We start from the raw sequence: 17750 nt of genomic DNA, 5'->3' as shown, positions 1-17750 counted from the left end.
CATGAACCCGATCTACAAATCCCGCCGCCGCAGCGACATCGTCGTTCGCACGCTCTGCGTCGGCGCGGCGTTGTTCGGCGTCACCTGGCTGGCGCTGATCCTGATCACGCTGCTCTACAACGGCATCGCAGGCCTCAGCGTGCAACTGTTCACCCAGAATACGCCGCCGCCGGGCTCGACCGATGGCGGCCTGCTCAATGCCATCGTCGGCTCCGTGATCATGACGGTGATCGGCGTCGGCATCGGCGCGCCGCTCGGCCTGTTCGCCGGCACCTACCTTGCCGAGTACGGCAAGCACGACAAGCTCACCTCGGTGATCCGCTTCATCAACGACATCCTGCTCAGTGCGCCGTCGATCATCATCGGCCTGTTCATCTATGGCGCGGTGGTGGTGCCGATGCGCGGCTTCTCGGCGATCGCGGGTGCGCTTGCGCTCGCAGTGATCGTGATCCCGGTCGTGGTGCGCACCACCGAGGACATGCTGCTGCTGGTGCCCAACCCGCTGCGCGAGGCGGCCTCCGCGCTCGGCCTGCCGCGTTCGCTGGTGATCAAGCGGATCGCTTATCGTGCTGCGCGCAGCGGGTTGATCACCGGCGTGCTGCTGGCGACCGCCCGCGTCGCGGGCGAGACCGCGCCGCTGCTGTTCACCGCGCTGTCGAACCAGTTCTTCAGCTGGGACTTGACCAAGACGATGGCCAACCTGCCGGTGACCATCAACAACTTCGTGCAGAGCCCCTACGCCTACTGGAAAGAGCTGGCGTGGAGCGGTGCGCTGCTCATCACCTTCACCGTGCTCGCGCTGAATATCGGCGCGCGTATCCTTGGTGCCGAAAGGGCCGCAAAATGACCGAGCTTTCCGTCTCCACGACCGCCGCGAGCCACGTTCCGCAGGTGCCGCTGCCGGAAGCGCCGCCGAAAGTCACGGTGCGCAACCTCAACTTCTATTACGGCGAGCACCACGCGCTGAAGAACATCAACCTGACGCTCGGCACCAACCGCGTCACGGCGTTCATCGGCCCGTCGGGCTGCGGCAAGTCGACCCTGCTGCGCATCTTCAACCGGATGTATGATCTCTATCCGGGCCAGCGCGCTGTCGGCCAGCTGATGCTGGACCAGACCAACATTCTTGATCCCAAGCTCGACCTCAATCTGCTGCGCGCGCGCGTCGGCATGGTGTTCCAGAAGCCGACGCCGTTCCCGATGACGATCTACGAGAACATCGCCTTCGGCATCCGCCTCTACGAGAAGATCTCGAAGTCCGAGATGGACGACCGGGTCGAGAAGGCGCTGCGCGGCGGTGCGCTGTGGAACGAGGTCAAGGACAAGCTGAACGCTTCCGGCCTGTCGCTTTCTGGCGGCCAGCAGCAGCGGCTGTGCATCGCGCGCACCGTGGCGGTGCGTCCCGAGGTGATCCTGTTCGACGAGCCGTGCTCTGCGCTCGATCCGATCTCGACCGCCAAGGTCGAGGAACTGATCCAGGAGCTCTCCGAGGACTACACGATCGCGATCGTCACCCACAACATGCAGCAGGCGGCGCGCGTCTCCGACAAGACCGCCTTCATGTATCTCGGCGAGCTGATCGAGTTCGACGACACCAACAAGATCTTCACCTCGCCGAGCGATCGACGCACCCAGGACTACATCACCGGCCGGTTCGGCTGAGGAGAATGACGATGGCTTCTGAACATACCGCCAAGGCATTCGACAGCGACCTGCAGGAATTGACCCGCCTGGTCGCCGAGATGGGCGGGCTCGTCGAGCGGATGATTACCGAGTCGGTCGACGCGCTGATCCGTCGCGACGTCGCGCTCGGCAAGCGCGTGGTCGCCGCGGACATCGAGATCGACAATCTGCAGCGTGTCATCGAAGAGCGCGCGGTGCTGACGATCGCCCGCCGCCAGCCGATGGCGATCGACCTGCGCGAGATCGTCAGCGCGATGCGCGTCGCCACCGATCTCGAGCGGATCGGCGACCTCGCCAAGAACATGGGCAAGCGCGTCGCGGCGCTGGAGAGCGATTTCCAGCCGCTGAAGCTGATCCGCGGCCTGGAGCACATGACCGACCTCGTGCTGTCGCAGGTCAAGTCGGTGCTCGACGCCTATGCCGCGCACGATCTGCCGGCGGCGATGAACGTCTGGAAGGGCGACGAGGAGGTCGACGCGATCTGCACCTCGCTGTTCCGCGAGCTCTTGACCTACATGATGGAGGATCCGCGCAACATCTCGTTCTGCATCCATCTGATGTTCTGCGCCAAGAACATCGAGCGGATCGGCGATCACGCCACCAATATCGCCGAGACCGTGTTCTACATGATCGAAGGCCAGCAGATCACCGACAAGCGTCCGAAGGGCGACATGACCAACTTTGCCACCACTGTGCCGGGTACCTAGGACATGATCCGCGGGCGCGGAGCCGGATTGTCTTCACGACAAGCCGTTTTCCGCAGGGGTTATGCTCAGGAAAGTAAGCGTTTCGGTTTGCGTCTGGGCAACGGATCATCACAGAGAGAGAACTTAAACCGATGAGCGCACGCATTCTGGTAGTCGAAGACGAGGAAGCGCTGACGACACTGTTGCGCTACAACCTCGATGCGGAAGGCTACGATGTCGAAACGGTGGGGCGCGGCGACGATGCCGACACCCGCCTGAAGGAGCGCGTTCCCGACCTCGTGGTGCTGGACTGGATGCTTCCGGGCCTGTCCGGCATCGAGCTGTGCCGTCGCCTGCGTGCGCGGCCCGAGACCAAGCAGCTTCCGATCATCATGCTGACCGCGCGCGGCGAGGAGAGTGAGCGCGTGCGCGGGCTTGCCACCGGCGCCGACGACTACATCGTCAAGCCGTTCTCGGTGCCGGAATTGCTGGCACGGGTGAAGGGCCTGCTGCGCCGTGCGAGTCCGGAGCGGCTTGCGACCGTGCTGACCTATGGCGACATCGAGCTCGATCGCGAGAAGCGCCGCGTGGCGCGCTCGGGCCGTCCGATCGATCTCGGGCCGACCGAGTATCGGCTGCTCGAATTCTTCCTCGAGCATCCCGGCCGCGTGTTCAGCCGCGAGCAGCTGCTCGACAGCGTCTGGGGCCGCGACATCTATATCGATGAACGTACCGTCGACGTGCATATCGGCCGTCTGCGCAAGCTGCTCAATCCCGGCCGCGAGCAGGATCCGATCCGCACCGTGCGCGGCGCCGGCTACGCGCTCGACGATCGCTTTGCAAAGGCCGAGCCGCAGCCGTAAGGCAGTGCAGCAATCGCAAGCACAATGTCGTTCCGGCTTTGGCCGGGACAACGCCGGTGAAGTAGCCGGGCTACGAGCCACAAAAAAATCCCCGCTTGCGCGGGGATTTGTTTTTGCAGTCCAGGCAGTTTCCCGAGTGCTTACTTGATCTGTGGCTTCGCCGAGGGCCGGCGGCGATCGGCGGCGGGCTGGTAGGCGACGCGCGAGTGATGCGCGCAATAGGGCAGGCCGGCGAGCGCCTTGCCGCCGCAGAAGAAGAATTCCGGGCTCGAGGGATCGCCGACCGGCCAGTGGCAGGTGGCCTCGTTGAGCTCGAGCAGCGACAGCCGCTGGCTCATCGGCACCACATTGTCGAAGGAGATCGGATCCGGCTCCATCTCGACCTCGAAAGCGTGCGCGAGCGCGGTGTTGCCGCGCGAGACCGGGCGCGCCACCCGCATCATGTGCTGGGCGGGGCGGGCCTTGCGCTGCCGCGGCGCGGCCGTGGAAGGGGCCTTGGCGCGGCCGGAGAGGCCGAGCCGATGCACTTTGCCGATCACGGCGTTTCGCGTCACATTGCCAAGTTCCGCCGCGATCTGGCTGGCCGAGAGGCCGGATTCCCAGAGCTTCTTCAGCTGCTCGACGCGATCGTCGGACCAGGTCAATACCGTCATCGCATTCTTCCTTTCGCATGGCGCCGGCCAATCAACGGAGCGGCGCTGCGAGCCAATCTGGACAAATATCCCTGCGGCCAGAATCCCTTAGCCCTCGCCGGGCACGGTGTTGCGCCCGAACGTTTACGCGAGAACGAAGGCTACTTAGAGGGTCCAGTACTGCCGCACGAGATGTCGTACCCGACAGGTCAAACGCTACAATATGGCGTGACTCTGGCGCAAGAGTCCGCGGCCGTGCGTCCACATGTTCCCACACAGTTAAGCATTGCCGTGCGGCTTTTCCACCGCACCGGAATGCTCCGGATTGCGCTGGGTTCGCATCGCAGGAACGCCGGCAGGGGCCGGCTGCTGGCGATTGACACTGACCGGCCGCAGCATAGAATGATGTGCACGTGCCGCCCGCAAAGGCGGCCGTTTTGTTTTCCGAAGCTGGCGGTTGCTGCGCTGGCGTCAAGCCGCGCAGCAATTGACGGTTTCAAACCGGCAGTGAACGCCATGACCAACGCCTCGTCGCATCTGCTCCCCGTCTTCGCCAGGGTCGATCTCGGCTTCGAGCGCGGTGAGGGCGCCTGGCTGATCGCAACCAACGGCGACCGCTATCTCGACTTCACCTCGGGTGTCGCGGTGAACGCGCTCGGACATGCGCATCCGCATCTGGTCAAGGCGCTGCAGGAGCAGGCGACCAGGCTCTGGCACATGTCGAACCTGTTCAAGAGCCCGGACGGCGAAGTGCTCGCCGCGCGGCTGTGCGAGCAGAGCTTTGCCGACTTTGTGTTTTTCTGCAATTCCGGCGCGGAAGCGATGGAGGGCGTGATCAAGCTGGTCCGCCACTACCACTTCTCCAAGGGCCATCCCGAGCGCTACCGCATCATTACCTTCGAAGGCGCCTTCCATGGCCGCACGCTGGGTACGCTGGCTGCGACCGGCTCGGCGAAATACCTCGAAGGTTTCGGCCCGCCGATGGACGGCTTCGACCAGGTGCCGCACGGCGACATCGAGGCGGTGAAGAAGGCGATCGGCCCGAACACCGCCGGCATCCTGATCGAGCCGGTGCAGGGCGAGGGCGGCGTGCGCTCGGCGCCGCAGGCCTTCTTCAAGGCGCTGCGCGCCCTGTGCGACGAGCACGGCCTGCTGCTCGCATTCGACGAGGTGCAGACCGGCATGGGCCGCACCGGCGAGCTGTTCGCCTACAAGCGCACCGGCGTCACGCCGGACGTGATGTCGCTGGCGAAGGCGCTCGGCGGCGGCTTCCCGATCGGCGCGGTGCTGGCGACCGCGCAGGCCGCGGCCGGCATGGCGCCGGGCTCGCACGGCTCAACCTTCGGCGGCAATCCGCTCGCAGTCGCCGCCGCCAATGCCGTGCTCGACGTTATGCTCAAGCCCGGCTTCTTCGAGCACGTGCAGAAGATGTCGCTGCTGCTCAAGCAGAAACTCGCGTCGGTCGTCGACCGCTATCCCGGCGTGCTGTCGGAGGTGCGCGGCGAGGGCCTGTTGATCGGCGTCAAGGCCGTGGTGCCCTCGGGCGATCTGATCGCCGCGCTGCGCAACGAGAAGCTGCTCACCGTCGGCGCCGGGGACAACGTGGTGCGGTTCCTCGCGCCTCTGATCGTGACCGAGGCCGAGATCGACCAGTCGATCGTCTCGCTCGAGCGCGCCTGCGCGACATTGTCGGCGACGCAGCCGAAGAAGGCGGCTGGATAATGAGCAAGCCGGTCCGTCACTTCCTCGACATCAACGAGCTGCCGCTCGCCGAGCTGCGCAACATGCTCGAAGCCGGCGCCGCCATGAAGGCCAAGCTGAAGGCGCATGAGAAGCCCAGGAAGCCGCTCGAAGGCAAGACGCTGGCGATGATCTTCGAGCGCCCGTCGACCCGCACCAGGGTGTCGTTCGACGTCGGCATGCGCCAGCTCGGCGGTGAATCGATCATGCTGACCGGCGCGGAGATGCAGCTCGGCCGCGGCGAGACCATCGCCGACACCGCGCGCGTGTTGTCGCGCTATGTCGATGCGATCATGATCCGCATCCTCAATCATGACGCGCTGCTCGAACTCGCCGCCCACGCAACGGTGCCCGTCATCAACGGCCTGACCCGGCGCTCGCATCCCTGCCAGGTGATGGCCGACCTCATGACGTATGAGGAAAAGCGCGGCTCGATTCAGGGCAAGACGGTGGCCTGGACCGGTGACGACAACAACGTGCTGGCCTCCTGGGCGCACGCCGCCGAGCGCTTCAAGTTCAATCTCAACATCGCGACGCCGCCCGAGCTCTCGCCGAAGAAGCCGATGCGGGACTGGATCAAGGCCACCGGCGCGCCGATCGTGCTCGGCACCGATCCGGAAGCCGCCGTGCGCGGCGCCGACTGCGTCGTCACCGACACCTGGGTGTCGATGGGCGACAAGGAGGGCGAGCACCGCCACAACGTGCTGAAGCCCTATCAGGTCAATGCCAAGCTGATGTCGCTCGCCAAGCCGGACGCACTGTTCATGCACTGCCTGCCCGCGCATCGCGGCGAGGAGGTCACCGACGAGGTGATCGACGGTCCGCAATCGGTGGTGTTCGACGAAGCGGAAAACCGCCTGCATGCGCAGAAGGGCATTCTGGCCTGGTGTTTCGACGCGGTCGCGTAGTCGTAGATCAGTAGATGTTGCCGTCCCGGCGAAGGCCGGACCCATACGCCCCGGCCCGTGAAAAGGCACAAGGGGAGACGCCTCGTGCCGCGACAAAATCCTGTGGTTAGGGTCTGTGCTTTCGCAGGGACGACGTCGATCCTCGGTATGCTGAACCCCTTTATTTCACGGTCCGAGACCCCAGATAGAGCGCCATGGTTTCACAATCCCCCGACATCAAAATCCAGCCCGAGACGCCCGTTCGCGCGCCGTCTGCGGTTCCTGTCGACGATGCCGTGCTGGCCTTCGAGGTCGGCGCGCTGGACCTGCGCGGCCGGCTGACCCGGCTCGGCCCCGCGCTCGACGAGATCCTGCACAAGCACGATTATCCGCCGGCGGTCGGCAAGCTGCTCGGCGAGGCCATCGTGCTGACCACGCTGCTCGGCTCGTCGGTCAAGTTCGAGGGCCGCTTCATCCTGCAGACCCGGACCGAAGGCCCGGTCTCGCTCCTGATCGTCGATTTCCAGGCGCCCGATCGGCTGCGCGCCTATGCGCGCTACGATGCCGCGCAACTCAAGCCCGGGCAAACTTCAGGCGAACTGCTCGGCAAGGGCCACCTTGCGATGACGATCGATCAGGGCTCCAATACCAGCCGCTACCAGGGACTGGTCGCGCTCGACGGCGGCGGCCTGGAAGAGGCGGCTCACGAATATTTCCTGCGCTCGGAGCAGATTCCGACCCGGGTCCGCCTTGCGGTCGGCGAGGAGATGCGCGGCGGCGAGGGCGGCAAGCTGCACTGGCGCGCCGGCGGCATCCTGCTGCAATTCCTGCCCAAGGCGCCCGAGCGCGCCAAGCAAGCCGATCTGCATCCCGGCGATGCCCCCGAAGGCACAGCCGCCCATAGCGTGCCGGATGACGATGCCTGGGTCGAGGGACAGTCGCTGATCTCCACCGTCGAGGACGTCGAGCTGATCGATCCCGATCTCTCCGGCGAGCGGCTGTTGTACCGCCTGTTCCACGAGCGCGGCGTGCGCGTCTTCAATCCGCAGCCGCTGCGCGCGCAGTGCTCCTGCTCGCGCGATGCGGTGTCGTCGATGCTGAAGAGCTTTGCGCCGAACGATCGCGCCGAGATGGTCAAGGACGGCAAGGTCGTCGTCACCTGCGAGTTCTGCTCGTCGGTGTACGAATTCACGCCGGAAGAGGCGGGCGTCGAGTAGACGCGTCGATCGTAGCCCGGATGGAGCCGTCAGTTCAGCACCCGCTTCCCATCCGGGCTCGGGCTGTCCAGCGAGAATGTCGGCACGTCGATGCTGAAGCGCTCACCGGCTTCGGTGACCATCTGGTAGCTGCCGGTCATGAAGCCGGAGGCGGTCGGCAGCGGCACGCCTGAGGTGTATTCGAAGCGCTCGCCGGGCGCGAGCACCGGCTGCTCGCCCACCACGCCCTCGCCGCGCACCTCCTGGCGGCGGCCGGTGGCGTCGGTGATGATCCAGTGCCGCGTCCGCAGCTGCACCGTTTCCGGGCCCGAATTGACGATCACGATCTTGTACGACCAGAAATACTCGCGCCGGTCGATCGACGAGCGCTCCGGCATGAAGTTCGGCTCGACGGTGACTTCGATCTGGCGGGTAACGGCGCGGTACATACGGCTCAATCCGGTGGTCGTGGTGCGTGATCCGCTTGCAAGGGGATCACGCTCAAACAATGCGCCATCATAGCCAATTGGCCAGCCGGAACCAATCGCCAGCCGGGCCGTGACCAGCCGGACCGCGACGGTCCGTTCATCGTGGTTTCAACATAGTTCCGCTCTAAAGCGCGGCCGCATGTCGCCGCAGTCTGCGCTTTGTCGGCAAGTGGTGGACCGATATGATCCTTTCAGCACGGCCTGCGGGGGCGTCCGCGGCCGACATGGTGCTTGATGAGCTCGATTGCCGATCCCATAGCCGGTTCGCCGGTGCCTGATGCCAACACCGAGGCAAGGGCTGATGCCGAGGTGAAGGCGAAAGCTGCGGCGCCCGCGATCACGCTGCCGGCAGCCGGCGAGCGCGAGCTCCGGCTCGATCTGTTCCGCGGGCTCGCGCTGTGGCTGATCTTCATCGATCATTTGCCGACCAATCTTCTGACCTGGCTGACGATCCGCAACTACGGCTTCTCCGACGCCACCGAGATATTCATCTTCATCTCCGGCTACACCGCGGCCTTCGTCTATGGCCGGGCGATGCTGGAGGGCGGCTTCGTGATCGCCACCGCGCGCATCCTGCGCCGGGTCTGGCAGATCTATGTCGCGCATGTCTTCCTGTTCACGATCTTCCTCGCCGAGATCTCCTATGTCGCGACCTCGTTCGAGAACCCGCTCTACACTGAAGAGATGGGGATCATGGACTTCCTCAAGCAGCCCGACGTCACCATCGTGCAGGCGCTGCTGCTGCGCTTCCGTCCCGTCAACATGGACGTGCTGCCGCTCTACATTGTGCTGATGCTGTTCCTGCCGCTGATCCTGTGGCTGATGAAGTGGAAGCCCGACGTCACGCTCGGCCTGTCGGTGTTGCTCTACGCGCTGACCTGGCAGTTCGATCTTTACCTATCGGCCTATCCGAACGGATTCTGGGCATTTAACCCGTTCGCCTGGCAATTGCTGTTCGTGTTCGGCGCCTGGTGCGCGCTCGGTGGCGCGCGGCGGATGTCGCGCATCCTGTCGTCGAACATCACGATGTGGATCTGCATCGCCTATCTGGTCGCGTCGTTCTTCGTGACCCTGACCTGGTACGTGCCGCAGCTCGGCCACATCATGCCGAAGCTGATCGAGCAGTGGATGTATCCGATCAACAAGACCGACCTGGACGTGTTGCGGTTCGCGCATTTCCTGGCGCTTGCCGCGCTCACCGTGCGCTTCCTGCCTCGGGATTGGCCGGGCTTGAAATCGCGCTGGCTGCGACCATTGATCCTGTGTGGCCAGCACTCACTTGAGATATTCTGCCTCGGGGTATTCCTCGCCTTTGCCGGTCATTTCGTGCTTGCCGAGGTCTCGGGTGGTGCCGCACTGCACGCCTTGATCAGCGTGTGCGGCATCCTGATCATGTGCGGCATGGCGTGGATTATTTCGTGGTACAAGCACTCCGCCGACAAAGGCGCCTCGAAAAAAGGCGCCGCCGGCAACGCCGATCTGGCGGGAGGGGGAGCATGAAGTCCGTATGGACGATGCTGGGCCTGACGCTGCTGGCCGCCTGTTTGGCGGCAGCGCCCGCGCGCGCCGGCGACCCCCCCGAGCAGCCTGCACCGGCTCCGCCCTGCGACGTGCCGGCCTATCTGCTTTCGAGCGAGAGCGCGCTGCCGAAGGTCACCGACGCGGTGAAGGCCAGCCAGCCGCTCAACGTGCTGGTGGTCGGCAGCCGCTCCTCGACCATCCCGGGCAACGAGGCGAGCGCCTATCCGGCCACGATGCATGGCAGCCCTGAAGGAGGCGTTTCCGACGGCCAAGATCGATTTATCCGTAGAATTACAGGGAAAGAGCACCGCGGAGGAGACCGCGGGAACCCTCGTTAAGCTTGTTGAAGCCAAAAAGCCTACTTTGGTTATCTGGCAGACCGGAACGGTCGATGCTATGCGAGCAGTCGATCCTGACGATTTCCGCACCGCCATCAACGATGGCGTTGTTGCGTTGCGGGGCGCCGGGGCCGACGTGGTGCTGGTCAACCTGCAATACAGCCCGCGTACGGAAACCATGATCTCTGCGCCGCCATATCTCGACAATATCAAGGTGGTGGCGCAGCAGCACGACGTTCCGCTGTTCGACCGCTTCGCGATCATGAAGCAGTGGAGCGACGCCGGATATTTTGACCTGTTCAGCACCTCGCATGGTGTCGACCTAGCCAAGAAGGTTCATGCCTGTCTCGGCCGCGCACTGGCGAAATTCGTGATCGATGCGGCCCATCTGGGCCCGGTGCAGCAGAATTAGAGGAAGCCGAGTTGATGCGTTTTGCCTTCCCTTTTTGCTTTTCCGTACGGCGGAGCCTGTGCGCCGTCGCGGCGCTGGCGCTGCTCGCGCCGCTCTCGGTCGTGCCGTCGCGCGCGCAGACCGGCCAGGCCGACCAGCATGCGGCGCTGTCGTCGGATGCCAAGCCCTCGGCCGCGAGATCTGATGCAAGCAAGGGAGCCACGGTCGAAGCCGATGCGGCCAGTCCGCAGCCGCAACCGGGCGTTGCCGCGAAAGCGCTCGACAAGGTGAAGCAGGTGGCGAAATCCGCCAGCGACATCTTCCACCGCGTGCCCTGTCATCAGCCGACCGGCGTGCCGAACTCGACCGGCTCGCTGCCGCATGTCGCAGCCAAGCTCGCCGCCGGCAAGCCGGTCGTCATCATCGCGTTCGGCTCGTCCTCGACCCAGGGCTATGGATCGTCAGCACCGGAATTCACCTATCCGAGCCGGCTCGCCGCGCAGCTGCGCCGGCAGTATCCCTCCGCCGACATCACCGTGCTCAATCGCGGCAAGGGCGGCGAGGATGCCCCCGAGATGATGAAGCGGCTGCAGACCGAAGTGATCGACATGCATCCCGACATGGTGATCTGGCAGGTCGGCACCAACGCGGTGCTGCGCAACCTCGATCCGTCGGAGACCGCCAAGCAGGTCGAGGACGGCGTCGCGCGCATCCAGGCCGACGGCTCCGATATCGTGCTGGTCGATCCGCAATATTCGCCGCGCGTCACCGAGCGCCCCGAGAGCGCGCGCGGCATGGTGAAGCTGCTCGGCCGCATCGCTGCGCTGCGCCATGTCGGCATCTTCCCGCGCTTCGAGGTGATGCGCGACTGGCACGAGAAACAGGCGATCCCGATCGACGATTTCGTCATCGCCGACGGCCTGCACATGAACGACTGGGGCTACGCCTGCTTCGCCCAGCTGCTCGGCGACGACATCATCCGCTCGGTCGGCGCGATCAAGATCGGCGTCAACGTCCCCGCCGACGTGCGGACCTACCGGCCGATGTGATCGGTTTGCCGGCCGGCTCGACAGTCCCGCCACACGCACCAGCAATCTTGACCTCGCCGCGGTAATCCGCTCCCTTGGCGCCTCGACCAAGCCTCAAGGGAAACGCTCATGTCTTTCGTGCTGGCCATCGATCAGGGCACCACATCGTCGCGCGCCATGGTGTTTCGCAGCGATATTTCCATCGCCGCGGTCGCGCAGCAGGAGTTTCCGCAGCATTTCCCGGCCTCCGGCTGGGTCGAGCACGAGCCGGAGGACATCTGGACCTCGACCGTGATGGTGTGCCGCGAGGCGCTGGAAAAGGCCGGCCTCAAAGCCAGGGACATCGCCGCGATCGGCATCACCAACCAGCGCGAGACCACCGTGGTGTGGGACCGCGCCACCGGCCAGGCCGTGCACCGCGCCATCGTCTGGCAGGACCGCCGCACCGCCGACATCTGCGCCAAACTGAAGTGCGAAGGCCATGAGCCGGCGATCTCGGCAAAAACAGGATTGATCATCGACCCCTATTTCTCGGGCACGAAAGTCGCCTGGATCCTCGATCATGTGCCCGGCGCGCGCGAACGCGCGGAGCGCGGCGAGCTGTTGTTCGGCACCGTCGACTGTTACCTGCTGTGGCGGCTCACCGGCGGGCGGGTGCACGCGACCGACGCCACCAACGCCTCGCGCACGCTGCTGTTCAACATCCACACCGGTGCGTGGGACGACGACCTCATCAAGCTCCTGCGCGTGCCGCGCTCGATGCTCCCCGAGGTGAAGGATTCCTCCGCCCGGTTCGGCGAGAGCACGGCGGATCTGTTCGGCGGCCCGATCGCGATATCAGGCATCGCCGGCGACCAGCAGGCCGCGACCATCGGCCAGGCCTGCTTCGAGCCCGGCATGATGAAGTCGACCTACGGCACCGGCTGCTTCGCGCTGCTCAACACCGGCACCACGCCGGTTGCCTCCAAGAACAAGCTGCTCACCACCATCGCCTACCAGCTCAATGGCCAACGCACCTACGCGCTGGAAGGCTCGATCTTCGTCGCCGGCAGCGCGGTGCAGTGGCTGCGCGACGGGCTCGGCATCATCAAGCACGCCGCCGAGACCGGCCCGCTCGCCGACAAGTCCGATAGCATGCAGAGCGTCTACCTGGTGCCGGCCTTCGTCGGCATGGGCGCGCCGTACTGGAATCCGCGCGTGCGCGGCGCGTTGTTCGGGCTGACCCGCAACACCGGCCCGGCCGAACTCGCGCATGCGACGCTGGAAAGCGTCTGCTACCAGACCTTCGATCTGTGGGCCGCGATGCGCACCGACTGGCCGGAGGCCAATGCCGCCAACACCGTGCTGCGCGTCGACGGCGGCATGACCGCGTCGGACTGGACCATGCAGCGGCTTGCCGATCTGCTCAACGCGCCGGTCGACCGCCCGATGATCCAGGAAACCACGGCACTGGGCGCCGCCTACCTCGCCGGCCTCGAGGCCGGCGTCTATCCGGAGCCGCCGAAATTCGCCGACAATTGGCGGCTCGAGCATCGCTTCAGACCGGCGATGAGCGAGGCGACGCGCGACCGCAAGCTCGCCGGCTGGGCCCGCGCGGTGAAAGGCGTGCTGGCGAGCGACGAGGGGGAGTAGCGCCGGAGAAAAATTCCGGCTCAAGTCGCCTACCAAAAATAACAACCATCGGAGAACAACATGAACACGGATCTCAACCGCGTCGCGAAACTATTCACCGCCGCGCTCTGTACGGCAATGCTGGCCGCTCCCGCCGCGGCGCGCGAGAAGGCGAGCCCGCTGGTGGCGGCCCGCGAGATCAAGACCGACGTCGCCGGGCTGAACGCGCCGGGCCAGATCCTGGTCGACGTCTGGGGCATCCCGCACATCTATGCCGGCAACGAGCACGACCTGTTCTTCCTGCAAGGCTTCAACGCCGCGCGCGACCGGCTCTGGCAGATCGATCTCTGGCGCAAGCGCGGGCTCGGCCTCTTGGCGAAGGATTTCGGTCCCGCCTATGCCGAGCAGGACAAGGCGCTGCGCCTGTTTCTCTACCGCGGCGACATGAACGCGGAATGGGCCGCCTATGGCCCGAAGGCGAAGACATATGCGGAGGCGTTCGTCGCCGGCGTCAATGCCTATGTCGCCGACGTCAAGGCCGGCAAGCGGCCGCTGCCGATCGAGTTCAGGATCGCCGGCAACATGCCGGAGCTGTGGTCGGCGGAGGATGTTGTGCGCGTCCGCAGCCATGGTCTCACCCGCAACGTCGCCTCCGAGGTGAAGCGTTCGCTGGTCGCCTGTGCCGCCGGCCTCGATGCCGATCGCTTCCGGGTCAAGCTGGAGCCCACCTGGACCACCAAGATTCCCGACGGGCTCGACCCGTGCAGCGTGCCGAAGGGCGTGCTCGCGGCCTATGACCTTGCCACGCGGCCGGTCAAGTTCGCCGCTCAGAAGGACCAGAAGGCCGCGCTGGCGCACGATCCCGATACATACCTCGCCGAAGCCGATCAGCAGCGCGACACCATCGGCTCCAACAACTGGGTGATCGCGGCCTCGCGCACCGCGACCGGACGTCCGATCCTCGCCAACGATCCGCATCGCGAGCACTCGGTGCCGTCGCTGCGCTACATTGTCGGCCTCAACGCGCCAGGCATCTCGGTGATCGGCGCCGGCGAGCCGGCGCTGCCCGGCATCTCGATCGGCCACAACGACACCATCGCGTTCGGCCTCACCATCTTCAACGTCGACCAGGAAGACCTCTACGTCTACGAACTCAACCCGGACAACCCGAACCAGTACCGTTATGGCAGCGGCTGGGAGGACATGCGCATCGTGCACGAGAAGGAGCCGGTGAAGGGCGAGGCCGACCGCGACCTCGAGCTGAAGTTCACCCGCCATGGCCCGGTGATCTATGTCGACGCCGACAAGAAGCATGCGTTTGCGGTGCGCTCGATCTGGTTCGAGCCGGGCACCTCGGCCTATTTCGGCTCGTCAGACTACATGACCGCGAAGTCGTGGACCGGCTTCCTCGGCGCGATGCGGCGCTGGGGCGCGCCGTCCGAGAACCAAGTCTATGCCGACACCTCAGGCAATATCGGCTGGGTCGCCGCCGGCAAGACGCCGCGCCGCGTGAGCTTCGATGGCCTGATGCCGGTGCCCGGCGACGGCTGCTACGAGTGGCAGGGCTTTCTGTCGCTCGACGAATTGCCGAAGCAATACCAGCCGAAGCAGGGCTTCATCGCCACCGCCAACCAGATGAACCTGCCGGCGGATTATCCGGTCAATGAGCGGCGGGTCGGCTTCGAATGGTCCGACAGCGCGCGCTGGCAGCGCATCACCGAGGTGCTGCAGGCCAACAGCAAGGTGACGCTGGCGGACGCGATGGCGCTGCAGAACGACGACACCGGCATGCTGGCGCGGCGCCTGATCGCGCTGCTGAAGCCGCTCACGTCCGACGATGCCAACGTCAAGAAGGGTCTCGATCTCTTGAAGGCGTGGGACGCGCGCGACGCGGAAGACAGCGCGGCAGCCGCCGTCTACGAGGTCTGGATCGCCAACCATCTCGGCCCGGTGCTGCTCAAGACCACGGCGCCGAAGGCGTCCGAGCTGATCGCGCCGGAAGCCTCCAGCATTTCCGCGATCGTCGGCTATCTCGAAAAGCCGGACGCGGCGCTCGGCGGCGATCCCGCCGGCGGACGTGACCGCGTGCTGCGCGACAGCCTCGGCGAGGCGGTCGCCGACGTCGCCGGCAAGCTCGGGCCCGATGCATCGATGTGGCGCTGGGGCCGCCTGCATGTCGCCAGGTTCGATCACGCGCTGATGCCGCTCGCCGACAAGGCGACCGCGGCGCAGATGCAGGTCGGCCCGCTCGCCTTCGGCGGCGCCGCCAACGTGCCGCGCGCCGCTACCTATCGCCGCTCCGATTATCACCTGCTCGCCGGTGCCTCGTTCCGCATCGTGCTCGATGTCGGCAATTGGGATGCGAGCCGCACCATCAACACACCAGGCCAATCCGGCGATCCCTTCAGCGGCCACTACCGCGACCTCGCACCGCTCTGGGCCACCGGCCAATATGTCCCGCTGCTCTACAGCCGCCCGGCGGTGGAAGCCGCAACCGCCGAGGCGATCACGCTGACGCCGAGGTGAGGGCGAGTACCTCACTGGCTGCGCCACAAACTCACCGTCGTCCCGCCGAAGGCCGGCCACAACCACCGATGCCAATTGCCCTTGCGTGCTGGGGCCCAGCGTCGTTCAACAATCCAACCCTGTGGTTATGGCTCCCGGCCTTCGCCCGGACGACGGCGAGTGTGATCCCCACCGAAAGATGGGTAACTTTGTTGCACGCCATTGCGTTGCATCTGCCGCGAGACATGCGGATATTTCCGACGAGCAATATGAAAACCGAGATTGCGTGATGACACTGACCGACGGCTACTCCGACATCCCTCCCGGCAAGATCGCCGCCGTCGTCACGCATCTGGAGATGATGCAACGTCCACCGCTTCGCGACGATCCGCCCGGCGCGTGGCGCCTGCGCAAGGTCGAGCCGCCGGCGCTCGACTGGTATCGCGATCTCTATCGCCGCGTCGGCGAAGAGTGGCTGTGGTTCACCCGCACCGGGCTCGAAGATTCCGATCTTGCGTCGCGGATCCACGGGCCCGGCATCGAGCTCTACGGACTGGCTGTGGACGGCCATGATGAAGGCCTGCTCGAGCTCGATTTCAGCGAGCCGGACGAATGCCAGCTGCTCTATTTCGGCGTCACCGCAAAATTCATCGGCACCGGCGCCGCGCGCTTCCTGATGAACCGCGCGCAGCAGATCGCCTGGTCGCGCGACATCAACCGTTTTTGGGTGCACACCTGCACCTTCGACCATCCCTCCGCGATCGCGTTCTACCAGCGCTCCGGCTTCCGCCCGTTCCTGCGACAGATCGAGGTGGCGGATGATCCAAGGCTCGATGGCAGATTGCCGCGCGATGCGGCGAGGCATGTGCCGGTGATTGGATAGCTCATGATGCAGACCGGATCATGATCCGGTTGCAACACAGCGCGAGCCATCTAGGATGGTGCAAAGCGCAACCGCTGACCCCGGCGTAGCCGCCACACTTCGAACGCCTGCTTTCAAGGCGCGCTCGGCCGCGGCATGACCTTCGAGATGACGGATGTTCCTGATCGGCCAATACGACTCGCCCTTTGTCCGCCGCACCGCGATTGCGCTGCGGCTCTATGGATTGCCGTTCGAGCACAGACCGTGGTCGACCTTTGGCGATGCGGAGAAGGTTGCGGCCTACAATCCGCTGCGGCGGGTGCCGACGCTGGTGCTCGATGATGGCGAAGCGCTGATCGAGAGCAGTGCGATCCTGGATTACCTCGACGAACTGGTCGGGCCGGAGCGGGCGATGATCGAGCGCTCGGGGCCCGAGCGGCGCAGGCATCTGCGCATCACGGCGCTCGCGACCGGGCTCGCCGACAAGGCGGTGAGCCTCGTCTATGAGCGTGTGCTGCGCAAGGAGCAACTGAAACTCTGGGTCGAGCGCTGCGAGGCGCAGATTGCGGGCGTGCTCGCGGTGCTGGAGCGGGAGCGTGCCGCGGTGCCGTCGCCTTATTGGCTGGGCGATCGCATCGGCCATGCCGACATCGCGGTCGCCTGCGCGCTGCGCTTCACCGGCCAGGCGCATCCGCATCTGTTCGACGCACGCTATCCGGCGCTCAAGGCCCACGCCGCGCGCTGCGAAGCGCTGCCGGCATTCCAGGAGATCGTGCAGCCGCTGGCGCCGCCGACCGGTTAGAGACGGTGACGTCTCGCGCGAGCGTTAGGTGAGCACGTTCTCAGGTTCCCTCTCCCCTTGTGGGAGAGGGTGGGGAGAGGGGTGGCTCCGGGCGAGATGATCGATGAAGGTACAATCCTCGCAACTTGCTCGCTTGTCGCCGTGACGGATACGGAGAGAGCGCGTCGTGTGGCACCCCTCTCCCTAACCCTCTCCCGCAAGGGGAGAGGGAACCCTGCCGTCGGTACGTCTCTCACGCGCGCGTGCCACTGAGTTGCCCGACGGCGCAAGCCCCGTCGTGAAAAATATTTCGCTTTATCCGAAGTGCGACACAGTGTATGGTCCGCCCGTCTCGCCCGATCGAGGGGCGCTTCGCGGTCGTCACGAACGCGGGTCGAGATGCGGTGGACGCGGATTGCGCGACTGACGAATGCGCATGAAGCGGACGGTGAAGTCGTGTGGTCCTGACGCCCTAACGGCAGGTGTCTCTTCCGATTGCGCAGGTCGCGCGTTGCGAAGACGGTGACAAGCAAGCCAA

Annotated in this window: 15 protein-coding genes and 1 pseudogene; 14 read left to right on the top strand and 2 right to left on the bottom strand. The window is 65.4% G+C overall.

Annotated features, from left to right (window positions below):
• Position 1: 1 nt before the first annotated feature.
• The 4 genes from pstA (at position 2) to phoB (ending at position 3232) form a co-directional block, all read left to right on the top strand.
• Positions 2 to 847, top strand: coding sequence for a phosphate ABC transporter permease PstA (gene pstA, locus ACVISU_RS16500; RefSeq protein ID WP_050403107.1), 846 nt, complete (start codon positions 2 to 4; stop codon positions 845 to 847).
• Positions 844 to 1662, top strand: a complete 819-nt coding sequence (gene pstB, locus ACVISU_RS16495; RefSeq protein WP_050403108.1) for a phosphate ABC transporter ATP-binding protein PstB — start codon at positions 844 to 846, stop codon at positions 1660 to 1662. Before pstA ends, pstB begins: the two co-directional genes overlap by 4 nt.
• Before the next feature lie 11 nt (positions 1663 to 1673).
• Entirely contained in the window at positions 1674 to 2390 is a 717-nt protein-coding gene (phoU, locus tag ACVISU_RS16490; RefSeq protein ID WP_050403109.1) for a phosphate signaling complex protein PhoU, read from the top strand.
• A 131-nt stretch (positions 2391 to 2521) separates the two neighbouring features.
• Positions 2522 to 3232, top strand: a complete 711-nt coding sequence (gene phoB / locus ACVISU_RS16485) for a phosphate regulon transcriptional regulator PhoB (RefSeq protein ID WP_016844067.1) — start codon at positions 2522 to 2524, stop codon at positions 3230 to 3232.
• A 140-nt stretch (positions 3233 to 3372) separates the two neighbouring features.
• On the opposite strand, the gene ACVISU_RS16480 is transcribed toward phoB, so the two are convergent.
• On the bottom strand, positions 3373 to 3885 hold the full coding sequence (locus ACVISU_RS16480) for a GcrA family cell cycle regulator (protein WP_021076557.1): 513 nt from the start codon (positions 3883 to 3885) through the stop codon (positions 3373 to 3375).
• A 495-nt stretch (positions 3886 to 4380) separates the two neighbouring features.
• On the opposite strand from ACVISU_RS16480, the gene ACVISU_RS16475 reads away from it, so the two are divergent.
• From ACVISU_RS16475 to ACVISU_RS16465, 3 genes are all read left to right on the top strand, one after another.
• The gene (locus tag ACVISU_RS16475) at positions 4381 to 5586 is read left to right on the top strand and encodes an acetylornithine transaminase (protein ID WP_456707611.1); all 1206 of its coding nucleotides are present in this window, start codon (positions 4381 to 4383) and stop codon (positions 5584 to 5586) included.
• The gene (gene argF / locus ACVISU_RS16470; protein ID WP_050403111.1) at positions 5586 to 6512 is read left to right on the top strand and encodes an ornithine carbamoyltransferase; all 927 of its coding nucleotides are present in this window, start codon (positions 5586 to 5588) and stop codon (positions 6510 to 6512) included. The genes ACVISU_RS16475 and argF overlap by 1 nt, the downstream gene beginning before the upstream one ends.
• 194 nt (positions 6513 to 6706) lie before the next feature.
• On the top strand, positions 6707 to 7708 hold the full coding sequence (locus ACVISU_RS16465) for an Hsp33 family molecular chaperone (RefSeq protein ID WP_050403112.1): 1002 nt from the start codon (positions 6707 to 6709) through the stop codon (positions 7706 to 7708).
• Between the two features lie 29 nt (positions 7709 to 7737).
• Here the strand turns inward: ACVISU_RS16465 and apaG are convergent, their stop codons facing one another.
• On the bottom strand, positions 7738 to 8136 hold the full coding sequence (gene apaG, locus ACVISU_RS16460; RefSeq protein WP_050403113.1) for a Co2+/Mg2+ efflux protein ApaG: 399 nt from the start codon (positions 8134 to 8136) through the stop codon (positions 7738 to 7740).
• Between the two features lie 273 nt (positions 8137 to 8409).
• Here apaG and ACVISU_RS16455 point away from each other — a divergent pair, with 273 nt between their 5' ends.
• The 7 genes and pseudogenes from ACVISU_RS16455 (at position 8410) to ACVISU_RS16425 (ending at position 17233) form a co-directional block, all read left to right on the top strand.
• The gene (locus ACVISU_RS16455) at positions 8410 to 9675 is read left to right on the top strand and encodes an OpgC domain-containing protein (protein WP_456707610.1); all 1266 of its coding nucleotides are present in this window, start codon (positions 8410 to 8412) and stop codon (positions 9673 to 9675) included.
• Positions 9672 to 10446: pseudogene (locus ACVISU_RS16450) on the top strand (SGNH/GDSL hydrolase family protein). Before ACVISU_RS16455 ends, ACVISU_RS16450 begins: the two are co-directional and overlap by 4 nt.
• A 14-nt stretch (positions 10447 to 10460) precedes the next feature.
• On the top strand, positions 10461 to 11474 hold the full coding sequence (locus tag ACVISU_RS16445; protein WP_456707609.1) for an SGNH/GDSL hydrolase family protein: 1014 nt from the start codon (positions 10461 to 10463) through the stop codon (positions 11472 to 11474).
• 108 nt (positions 11475 to 11582) lie between these two features.
• Positions 11583 to 13085: a glycerol kinase GlpK gene (glpK, locus tag ACVISU_RS16440; protein WP_456707608.1), complete on the top strand. Its 1503-nt coding sequence runs from the start codon at positions 11583 to 11585 to the stop codon at positions 13083 to 13085.
• A gap of 60 nt (positions 13086 to 13145) precedes the next feature.
• Positions 13146 to 15590 carry a penicillin acylase family protein gene (locus ACVISU_RS16435; protein ID WP_456707607.1) on the top strand — a complete coding sequence of 815 codons (2445 nt, stop codon included), beginning with the start codon at positions 13146 to 13148 and terminating at the stop codon, positions 15588 to 15590.
• Between the two features lie 268 nt (positions 15591 to 15858).
• The gene (locus ACVISU_RS16430; RefSeq protein WP_456707606.1) at positions 15859 to 16452 is read left to right on the top strand and encodes a GNAT family N-acetyltransferase; all 594 of its coding nucleotides are present in this window, start codon (positions 15859 to 15861) and stop codon (positions 16450 to 16452) included.
• Positions 16453 to 16606: 154 nt separating this feature from the next.
• The gene (locus ACVISU_RS16425; RefSeq protein WP_456707605.1) at positions 16607 to 17233 is read left to right on the top strand and encodes a glutathione S-transferase family protein; all 627 of its coding nucleotides are present in this window, start codon (positions 16607 to 16609) and stop codon (positions 17231 to 17233) included.
• Positions 17234 to 17750 lie beyond the last annotated feature (517 nt).

This window comes from Bradyrhizobium sp. USDA 4452 (genome assembly GCF_054063575.1).
The sequence above is the reverse complement of the archived record's forward strand: the minus strand, read 5'-3'. Positions and strand labels throughout refer to the sequence as shown.